The organism is Streptomyces sp. NPDC096079 (genome assembly GCF_040303145.1).
GTDB lineage: Bacteria > Actinomycetota > Actinomycetes > Streptomycetales > Streptomycetaceae > Streptomyces.
In genome coordinates this window covers 194,759-204,362 of sequence record NZ_JBEOST010000014.1, presented here as the reverse complement: position 1 = coordinate 204,362, position 9,604 = coordinate 194,759, and the positions used below count along the sequence as shown (strand labels likewise).

Sequence of the window (9,604 nt, the reverse complement as noted above, 5' to 3'; positions counted from 1 at the left end):
CGCGAGTACGTCCAGTACGAGCCGAGGCCCTCCGCCTTGCGATGCACCGCACCGGACGCCGCGACCCGGCAAACCTTTCCGGCCACAGCACTAGCGGAAGATCCCCGTGTGACCGAGGGAGTAGCGGCCGGGCTGGGGGTAGACGGCGAGGCCGTGGGGGCCGCTGCCGACGGGGATCCGGGCGAGCTGCTTGCCGGTGGTGGTGTCGAGGGCGTAGACCTCGGAGTCGTAGCGTCCGGAGAGCCACAGGACCTTGCCGTCGGCGGAGACGCCGCCCATGTCGGGGGAGCCGCCGCCCGGGAGCCACCACTTCTTGGTGAGCTTGTTCTGCTCGAAGTCGAAGACGGAGACCGAGCCCTCGCCCCGGTTGGAGACGTACATCTCCCGGGAGTCCCTGCTGACGTAGAGGCCGTGGCAGCCCTTGCCGGTGGGGAGCAGCGTGGGGGTGGTGAACTTCTCGCCGTCCAGGACCCACATGCCGTGGGCCATCATGTCGGCGATGTAGAAGGTCTTGCCGTCGGGGGAGATCTTGACGTCCTGGGGCATGGCGCCGTCGAAGGGCAGTTTCTGCTGGCCGATCACCTCCATCTTCTCGGTGTCGACCTTCAGGAGTTCGCCGGAGAACTCGCAGGAGACGACGAAGTAGCGTCCGTCGGCGGAGAAGTCGGCGTGGTTGACGCCGTAGCAGCTGACCGGGACGGACTTCTTCCGTTCCATGGTGTGCGGGTCGCGGAAGACGAGCTCGCGGTCGAGCGAGGCCATGACGATGGCGTACTTGCCGTTCGGCGTGAAGTACAGGTTGTACGGGTCGTGGACCTCGACGGGCTTGCCGGCGACGCCGGTGGCGGGGTCGATGGGGGTGAGCGTGTGGCCCCGGTTGTTGTTGACCCAGAGGGTCTTCATGTCCCAGGAGGGCACGACGTGCTGGGGCTGGACCCCGACCGGGATGGTCTCGACGACCTGGTAGGTCGTGGGGTCGATGACCGAGACGGTGTTGGAGTTGGTGTTGGGGACGTAGACCCGGGAGGGGAAGTTCCGCACCACCGGGGAGAGCCGGTTCGGCCGGTCGGCGGCGTAGACGTCGTGGGCGTCGAGCGGTGGCGGCATCCCGGGCAGTCCGGCGGGGGCGGCGGCCGGCTTGGGCACGGCGGGGGCGGCGGCCTTCTTCACGGGGGTGGCGCCCTCGGGGTGGCTCGCGGTCCCGCAGCCGGCGAGGCCGGCGAGGAGGACGGCGGCGAGGAGGGTGCGTGTTCTCTTCGTGACGTGTGCCATCAGCTCAGCAGCTCCGTGGTGGTGACCGCGCTCAGGCCGCGGCGGTCGAGGTCGGCGAGGAGGAGGGGCAGCGCGGCGGCGGTGTCCGGGTAGCCGAAGTGCAGGCTGACGACGGATCCGGCGCGGAGCGGCCCGGTGACGTTGCGGACGACGGCCGCGGCGCCGGGCGAGGTGAAGTCGAGGGAGTCGACGTCGTACGAGAGGACGTGCGGGTATCCGGCGCGCCGGGCGGCGCGCAGGACGGCGGGGGCGGCGTGCTGGGTGCGGGAGGGGCGGAACCAGGTGCCGACGGAGCCGGTGAGCCGGCGCAGCCGTGCGGCGCAGGCCTCGATCTCGGCGAGGGCGGCGTCCTCGTCCATGGCGTTGACGTCGATGTGGTGCTGGGTGTGGTTGCCGAGGTCGTGGCCGCCGTCGAGGACGCGGCGGGCCAGGTCGGGGTGTTCGTCGAGCCAGCTGCCGACGGCGAGGACGGTGACGCGGGCGCCGGCCCGCTCGGCCTCGGCGAGGAGCCGCCGGGCGAGGGCGGGGTCGCCCTGGCCGTGGAAGGTGAGGGCGATCCTCGGCCGGTCGCGCGGGCCGTGGCTGATCTCGTCCGGCTGTCCGGGGAAGCGTCGTGGGGCCGGGGCGGCGACGGGCGCGGGGGCGGGGCTGTGCCCGGCGGGGCGGTGCCCGGCGGCGGGGGCGGGGCGGGGGTCCGTGCCGCAGGCGGTGGCGAGGGCTCCCGCGAGGGCGGCGGCCGCGCCCGCCCGGAGCGCTCCTCGGCGGTCGGTCGGCTTCACGCGACCATTTAAGGGGGGTCTAGGCCGATTGGTCACGATTAGGCCAATTCAGGACGTTTACGGGCGCACGCCAGGCGTCCAGCATGCGGACGACCCCGGGAAACACCCGATGAACCGCATAGCCATTCACTGTTTACAAGGTGGGTGCTGCACGTCACCAACGATTCACTGTTGAACTGTCCGCTTTTGACCCACCTTGCCCCAGTAGGGACTTTTGGCGACAAGGCCACCCGTCTGCCATAGTCGGAGACACGACCCCCATTGACCCGGGCCAGGTCGACATAGCGGCCGTGGATACACCCCCCCCGTCCACGGCGCATCACACGGAAGCCCCCACGCGCCTCACCATGGACGCACGGGGGCTTCCGTGCGTCCGGGGGCGGTCACCTCAGGGCCGGTCCGCGACCCGCATCTCGAACCAGGTCGTCTTGCCGCGCGGCGCCAGATCCACGCCCCAGCGGTCGGCGAGCTTGTCGACGAGGAAGAGCCCGCGGCCGCTGACGTCGAGCTCGTGCACGGGCATCAGGCAGGGCAGCCCGCGCGAGGGGTCGCGCACCTCGATCCGGATCCAGCCCCGGCGCCGCTGCAACCGCAGCGCGAAGACCCGGGCGCCGGTGTGCCGGACGGCGTTCCCGACGAGCTCGGAGACGAGGAGCACCGCGTGCTCGGCGATCTGCGGGCCCAGCGCCCACTGCCGCAGCACGACGTGCTGGGTGAGCCTGCGGGCCACCCACGCGGACTCGGGGCGGGACGGCAGGCGGACGTCCTCCTCGGCCGGGTTGCCGTACAACTCCACTTGTTCGGCGGCCTGTTCGTCGTCCGCGGCCGGTGACCACCGCGGCGCGGCGGCGCTCGCGCGCTGCCGCGGTTGTTCCCTACCCTCCAGGCCCGACATGCCCCCCATCATGGCCGCACGGAGACGTCCGCGGGGGCCGTTCCGAGGGAAACGGCCCCCACCCGTGAAGGTTCGTCACCTTGTCCGTGAAGATCGTCATCCGCCCGCGAGGTTCCGTCACCCGAAGGGTGAGGGTCCGTCGCCCCGTGTTGACGAACCCTCACTCGCCCCCCGGAGGAGGACCGTCAGGCGAACTTCGCCTTGCCCGGACCCTCCTCGACGAAGCTGCGCATCCCGCGCTCGCGGTCCTCGGTGGCGAAGAGCCCGGCGAACCAGGTGCGCTCGATGGCGAGCCCGGTGTCGATGTCCGTCTCCAGACCCTGGTCGATCGCCTCCTTCGCGGCCCGCAGGGCGACGGCCGGGCCCTGCGCCAGCCTGGCGGCCCAGGCGTGCGCCTGCTCGTACACCTCGGCGGCCGGGACGACCCGGTCGACCAGGCCGAGCGTCAGGGCCTCGTCGGCCTTCACCATCCGCCCGGTGAAGATCAGGTCCTTGGCCTTGGCGGGGCCGACGAGCCGGGCCAGGCGCTGGGTGCCGCCGGCGCCGGGGATCAGACCGAGCAGGATCTCCGGCTGGCCCAGCTTGGCGTTGTCGGCGGCGATCCGGTAGTCGGCGCAGAGCGCGAGCTCGCAGCCGCCGCCGAGCGCGTACCCGGTGATCGCGGCGACGACCGGCTTGGGGATCCGGGCGACGGCGGTGAAGGAGTCCTGGAGGGCACGCGAGCGCTTGACCATGGCCACGTGGTCCATGACCTGCATCTCCTTGATGTCCGCGCCGGCCGCGAACACCTTCTCGCCGCCGTACAGGACCACGGCCCGCACGTCGTCGCGGTCGGTCGCCTCCTGCGCCAGCTCGCGGATCCGGTCCTGGGTGGCGACGTCCAGGGCGTTCATCGGGGGGCGGTCGAGGCGGATCGTGCCGACGCCTTCGGCGACTTCGAGGTTCACAGTCATGGGGAAAGGTTAGTGTCCGTTAACGCCGGCGGGCCCGGTGCTGTTGCTCACAGCACCGGGCCCGCGCTCCGTCGCGTACGACTAGGCGATCCACTCCGACCAGTCCATGTTCCAGCCGTTGAGGCCGTTCTCCGGCGTGATCTGCTTGTCCTTGGAGTTCTTCACGATCACGACGTCGCCGATGATCGAGCGGTCGTAGAACCAGGCCGCCGGAGTCGAGCTGTCGCCCGCGCCCCGCGCGTCCTCCAGGCCGACGCAGCCGTGGCTCACGTTGCTGGAACCGAAGGTGGAGGACGGCGCCCAGTAGTTGCCGTGCACGAACGTGCCCGAGTTGGACAGGCGCATCGCGTGCGGCACGTCCTTGATGTCGTACTCGCCGCCGAAGCCGACCGTGGCGCCGTTCATGCGGGTCACCTTGTACTTCTCGCTGATGACCATCTGACCGTTGTACGTGGTCGTGGCCGGCGCGCCCGCGGTGATCGGGATCGTCTTGATGATCGCGCCGTCCCGCTCGACCTTCATCGTCTTCGCGCTCGCGTCGACCGTGGAGACCTGACGGCGGCCGATGGTGAAGCTGATCGTCTTCTTCTGCTTGCCGTACACCCCGGGGCGGCCCTCGACGCCGTCCAGGTTCAGCGCCACCGTGACCTTGGTGCCGGCGGCCCAGTAGTCCTTGGGACGGAAGTCGAGCCGGTCGTTGCCGAACCAGTGGCCCTCGATCTGGACAGCCGGCACGGCCGTCACCTTGATGGCCTTCTCGACGGCCTCGGGGTCGGTGATGCCCCGGGTGAAGTTGATGGACACCGGCATGCCGACGCCGACGGTCGAACCGTCCTCCGGCGTGTACTGGCCGATGAAGGTGTTCTTCGGGACGAGGGTGGTGAAGGTGGTGTCCTTCGCCGACTCACGGCCGTCCGCGTCCTTCGCGATCGCGTGGACCTTGTACTGGGTGGCCGCGGCCAGATGCGCGGTCGGCGACCAGCTCGCGCCGTCGGCGGCGATCTTCCCCTCGATCTCGGCGCCCTTGGAGTCGGCGACCGTGACCGTGGTCAGCTTGCCCTGCGAGGCGGAGACCTTCAGGGCCCCGCTGGTGGCGACCGAGTCGGCGCCGTCCTTCGGAAGGATCGTCACGACCGCCTGGGAGGCCGCGTTCTCCTGCTTGCCGCCGCCCTGGGCCGCCGGGCCCTGGCCCCCCGCGCCACCGCCGGTGGCCGTCTCCCCGCCACCGCAGGCGGTGAGCACCAGGAGCAGCGCCCCCGCCGCCAGCGCCTGCAGCCGGACGCCCCCGCGCCGACGCCCGCTCCTGACCGATGCCCCCGATATCGGCTGCCCGTTCACTGTGGTCTTCTCCCCTCGGACGGCCCGGCCATGCCTGGGCCCCACCCCCGTGCGCATCCACTCGCACACACAGCGCTAGATAATCACACCGCAGGACACGAAAGTTCCTCGTGAATGTCACCGTTCGGCACCAGTCGACGTGATAGGAGGGATCCCCGGGATCAGTCCAGCGCGGAGCCCTCCTTCCACCGCGTCCAGTCCAGGTTCCAGCCGCCGAGACCGTTGTCGGGGTCGACCTCCTTGTCCCGGGAGTTCACCACCTCCACCACGTCCCCGATGAGGGTCCGGTCGAAGAACCAGCCGGCGGGCGAGTCCGCGCTGCCGCCCTTCTCGTCCCTGAGGCCCACACAGCCGTGGCTGACGTTCGCGGAGCCGAAGGTGGACGCGTCGGCCCAGTAGTTGCCGTGCAGGAAGGTCCCCGAATCGGTCAGGCGCATCGCGTGCGGCACGTCCTTGATGTCGTACTCGCCGCCGAAGCCGACCGTCCTGCCGTCCATCCGCGTCACGTCGTACAGCTCCGTCACCACCATCTTCCCGTTGTACGTGGTGGTCTTCGGCGCCCCCGCGGTGACCGGCACGGTGGTGAGGAGCTCGCCGTCCCGCCGCACCTCCATGGTGTGCGCCGCCGCGTCGACCAGGGACACCTGGGAGCGGCCCACGGTGAACCCGACCGTCTTCCGCTGGATGCCGTACACCCCCGGCGCCCCCTCGACGTCCCGCAGCCCCAGCTCGACGGTCACCTTCGTCCCGGGCCGCCAGTACGCGGCGGGCCGGAAGTCGAGCCGCTCCTTGCCGAACCAGTGGCCGACGACCTCCACCGGCGGCTCGGAGGTGACGCGGATCGCGCGCTCCACCGCGGCCCGGTTCTCGATCGGCATGTTGAAGCCGAACGACACGATCATCCCGGTGCCGACCGTGGAACGGTTCTCCGGCTTGAAGTAGCCGATGAATCTGGACTCGGGGACGGCGGTCGTGAACGTGGTGTGCCGGGCCGAGCGGCGACCGTGCGCGTCGAGCGCGACCGCGTCCACGCTGTACTTCGCGGCCAGCGCCAGCCGGGTGTCCGGGCGGGGCCGCCAGCGCAGCCCGTCCGCCGAGATCTCCCCCGCGACCCCGGCCCGCCGGCCGTCCTCGACCTGCACGACGGTCACCCGTTCGAGCCGCCCGCTGTCCACCCTCACCTCGACGCGTCCGTCCGCCGGCACCGCCCGGCTGCCGTCCTCCGGACTCACCCGGATGACGTCACCCGGAGCCCTCGCCTTGCCCGGCAGGCTGATGCCGACACCCCCGCCGCCGTCCGCTCCGGTGCAGCCCGCGAGCCCCGTCGCCAGCCCCGCCGTCAGTCCCGCCGCCACCAGGGCGCGCCTCGCCCGCATCCATACACATGTCACGCTCGGCCCAACGACGGCCACCCTCCGGGGGAAACGTGCGTGCGGGTCATGTTGGGAGCACGGCCGTGCGGGCAGAACAGGGGGAGGACCACCCGCGGGAGCGGCGGCCGGGACGCCGCCGCTCCCCCGGGTGCGGGCCCGACGAGCCGCGGGAGGCCGGGACGGTGGCGAGCGCAGCCGAGCAGGAGGCGGTACAGCAGCATGCCCTGGAGCGGGCCGGGCCACCGGTGTGGCCCGGGGCGCCGACCCCGTTGGGGGCCCGCTGCCGGGTCGGGCCCGGCGGGGTCGCGGGCACCAACTTCGCCCTGTGGGCGGGCGGGGCGGAGGCCGTGGAGCTGTGCCTCTTCGACGCCGGGGGGACCGAGACCCGGCTCCCGCTGACCGAGCTGACCCACGAGATCTGGCACGGCTTCGTGCCGGGCGTCGGACCGGGACAGCGGTACGGCTACCGGGTCCGGGGCCGCTGGGACCCGTGGACGGGCGCCCGGTGGAACCCGGCGAAGCTGCTCCTCGATCCGTACGCGCGGGCCGTCGACGGCGACTTCGCGCTGCCGCCCGAGGTGTACGGACACGTCCGGGACTGGCCCCAGCAGCACGTGGCCGACACCGTCCGCGACGAGCGGGACTCCGCCCCGTACGTCCCCAAGGGCGTCGTCGTCCATGACGACGACGACTGGTCCGACGACCGCAGGCCCAAGACGCCCTGGCAGGACTCGGTCATCTACGAGCTGCACGTCAAGGGCTTCACCCGGCTCCACCCGGGCATCCCCGAGCACCTGCGCGGCACCTACGCGGGCCTCGCGCACCCGGCCGCGATCGACCACCTGGTCCGGCTCGGCGTGACGGCGGTCGAACTGCTCCCGGTGCACCAGTTCGCGCACGAGGACCACCTCCTGCGGCGCGGGCTGCGCAACTACTGGGGCTACAACTCCGTCGGCTACTTCGCCCCGCACGCCGGCTACTCCTCCTCGGGGACGGCCGGGCAGCAGGTCGGCGAGTTCAAACGGATGGTGCGGGCGCTGCACGCGGCCGGGATCGAGGTGATCCTCGACGTCGTCTACAACCACACGGCGGAGGCGGGCGAGCTCGGCCCCACCCTCTCCCTGAAGGGCATCGACAACCGCGGCTACTACCGCCTCCAGTCGGACGCCCGCCGGTACGCCGACTACACGGGCTGCGGCAACACGCTGCACGTCGTCCAGCCGCAGGTCCTGCGCCTCATCACCGACTCGCTGCGCTACTGGGTCACGGAGATGGGCGTCGACGGCTTCCGCTTCGACCTGGCGGCGGCGCTCGCCCGCTCGATGCACGACGTCGACATGCTCTCCCCCTTCCTCGCGGTCATCGCCCAGGACCCCGTCCTGCGCCGCGTGAAGCTCATCGCCGAGCCGTGGGACGTGGGCAACGGCGGCTACCAGGTGGGCGCCTTCCCTCCCCTGTGGACGGAATGGAACGACCGCTACCGCGACGCCGTGCGGGACTTCTGGCGCGGGGCGCTGCCCGACGTCCGGGACCTCGGCTACCGGCTGTCCGGCTCCAGCGACCTGTACGCCTGGGGCGGGCGCCGTCCGTACGCCTCCGTCAACTTCGTCACCGCCCACGACGGCTTCACCCTCCGCGACCTCGTCACGTACGAGCGCAAGCACAACGAGGCCAACGGCGAGGGCAACCGGGACGGCACCCACGACAACCGCTCCTGGAACTGCGGCACGGAGGGCGAGACGGACGACCCCGCCATCAACGCCCTCCGCCTGCGGCAGCAGCGCAACCTCCTCACCACCCTGCTCCTGTCGACCGGGGTCCCGATGCTCGTCGCCGGCGACGAGACGGGCCGCACCCAGGGCGGCAACAACAACGCGTACTGCCAGGACAACGCGCTGGGCTGGCTGGACTGGTCCCTCCCCGACGACCCGGGCCGGCACGGCCTCCTCGCCCTGACCCGCCGGCTCCTCGCCCTGCGCCACCGCCACCCGGTCCTCCGCCGCCGGGCCTTCTTCTCCGGCCGGCCGCAGGCCGCGGACGGGCTGCGGGACCTGGCCTGGTTCACCGCCGAGGGCACCGAGATGACCGAGCGCGACTGGTACGCGCCGACGGCCACGCTCGGCCTCTACCTGTCGGGCCGCGACATCCCCGGCCGGGACGAGCGGGGCGAGCAGATCACCGACGACAGCTTCCTCGCGGTCCTGCACGCGGGCCCCCGCCCCCTGGAGTTCCGCCTCCCGGGCCCGCCGTGGGCGGAGACGTACGAACTCATCGTGGACACGACGAGAGAGGACCAGTCGGAGCCGCCGTCCACGGAACACCGGGGCGGGAGCACGATCACGGTGGGGGCGCGGTCGGTGGTGCTGCTGCGGGTGAAGACGTGAGGGGCCGGGGCGGCCCGTTCAGGGGCCGCCGCCCAGGATGCCGCGGTCGTAGGCCGTCGCGACCGCGGACGCCCGGTCGTTGACGCCGAGCTTGGCGTAGAGGTGGTGAGGTGCGTCTTCACCGTCGCCTCGCTGATGAAGAGCTCCGCCGCGATCGCCCGGTTCGCCGTGCCCTTCGCGACGAGCGTCAGGATCTCGTGCTCCCGGGCGGACAGCGCGCCGGCCTGCGGCGCGCGGACCGTGGTGACGAGCCGTGACGCGACGGCCGGAGAGAGGACCGTGCGGCCCTCCGCCGCCGCGAAGGACACGGCGCCGGGCAGGGACCGCAGCGCCTCCGGGTCGAGCGGGGTGCCCGCGTCGAACGGGATCTCCGTGGCGGCGGAGGTGCGCCCGATCAGTCCGCCGGGCGAGTCGAGGACGGCGACCCGGGGGCCGCCGAGGAGCGCGAGGGCGATGAACAGCCGCTGCTTCTGGCCTCCGGACAGCTTCCCGAACCGGGTCCGAGCGCGGCCGTCCCCGCCCATCGGCCATCACGCTCGAACCGGCATCAGCCGATCGGTCGATGCCGGGCCACGACCGAAAACCGGGTGAGCGGCGACAGTGGCGAACC

General features: G+C 72.1%; 7 protein-coding genes and 2 pseudogenes. 1 reads left to right on the top strand and 8 read right to left on the bottom strand.

Features of this window, described 5'->3' with window-relative positions; genetic code table 11:
• Window positions 1–90 precede the first annotated feature (90 nt).
• The 6 genes from ABTY59_RS26295 to ABTY59_RS26270 all read right to left on the bottom strand — a co-directional run bounded on the left by ABTY59_RS26295 (window position 91) and on the right by ABTY59_RS26270 (window position 6,613).
• Window positions 91–1,272 (bottom strand): YVTN family beta-propeller repeat protein, encoded by a 1,182-nt coding sequence (locus tag ABTY59_RS26295; protein WP_352021503.1) that lies wholly within the window; start codon window positions 1,270–1,272, stop codon window positions 91–93.
• Window positions 1,272–2,051, bottom strand: coding sequence for a polysaccharide deacetylase family protein (locus ABTY59_RS26290; RefSeq protein ID WP_352021502.1), 780 nt, complete (start codon window positions 2,049–2,051; stop codon window positions 1,272–1,274). The genes ABTY59_RS26295 and ABTY59_RS26290 overlap by 1 nt, the downstream gene beginning before the upstream one ends.
• A gap of 388 nt (window positions 2,052–2,439) precedes the next feature.
• Window positions 2,440–2,946, bottom strand: coding sequence for an ATP-binding protein (locus ABTY59_RS26285; protein ID WP_352021501.1), 507 nt, complete (start codon window positions 2,944–2,946; stop codon window positions 2,440–2,442).
• 185 nt (window positions 2,947–3,131) lie between these two features.
• Window positions 3,132–3,899, bottom strand: a complete 768-nt coding sequence (locus ABTY59_RS26280; RefSeq protein ID WP_352021500.1) for an enoyl-CoA hydratase/isomerase family protein — start codon at window positions 3,897–3,899, stop codon at window positions 3,132–3,134.
• A gap of 81 nt (window positions 3,900–3,980) precedes the next feature.
• Window positions 3,981–5,237, bottom strand: a complete 1,257-nt coding sequence (locus ABTY59_RS26275; protein WP_352021499.1) for a L,D-transpeptidase — start codon at window positions 5,235–5,237, stop codon at window positions 3,981–3,983.
• A gap of 161 nt (window positions 5,238–5,398) precedes the next feature.
• A complete protein-coding gene (locus tag ABTY59_RS26270) occupies window positions 5,399–6,613 on the bottom strand; it encodes a L,D-transpeptidase (RefSeq protein WP_352021498.1) in 1,215 nt (404 codons plus the stop codon).
• 179 nt (window positions 6,614–6,792) lie between these two features.
• Between ABTY59_RS26270 and glgX the strand changes: the two genes are divergently transcribed.
• Entirely contained in the window at window positions 6,793–8,994 is a 2,202-nt protein-coding gene (gene glgX, locus ABTY59_RS26265; RefSeq protein WP_352021497.1) for a glycogen debranching protein GlgX, read from the top strand.
• 18 nt (window positions 8,995–9,012) lie between these two features.
• On the opposite strand, the pseudogene ABTY59_RS26260 reads toward glgX, so the two are convergent.
• Window positions 9,013–9,293, bottom strand: a pseudogene (locus tag ABTY59_RS26260) (response regulator transcription factor); the annotation flags it as partial.
• A gap of 153 nt (window positions 9,294–9,446) precedes the next feature.
• Window positions 9,447–9,518 (bottom strand): annotated as a pseudogene (locus ABTY59_RS26255) (hypothetical protein); the annotation flags it as partial.
• Window positions 9,519–9,604: the final 86 nt, after the last annotated feature.

Excerpts from the sequence above, each read along its gene's own strand:
- ABTY59_RS26280 (WP_352021500.1), bottom strand. The coding sequence starts at position 3,899 with ATGACTGTGAACCTCGAAGTCGCCGAAGGCGTCGGCACGATCCGCCTC.
- ABTY59_RS26295 (WP_352021503.1), bottom strand. The coding sequence starts at position 1,272 with ATGGCACACGTCACGAAGAGAACACGCACCCTCCTCGCCGCCGTCCTC.
- ABTY59_RS26285 (WP_352021501.1), bottom strand. The coding sequence starts at position 2,946 with ATGTCGGGCCTGGAGGGTAGGGAACAACCGCGGCAGCGCGCGAGCGCC.
- ABTY59_RS26270 (WP_352021498.1), bottom strand. The coding sequence starts at position 6,613 with ATGCGGGCGAGGCGCGCCCTGGTGGCGGCGGGACTGACGGCGGGGCTG.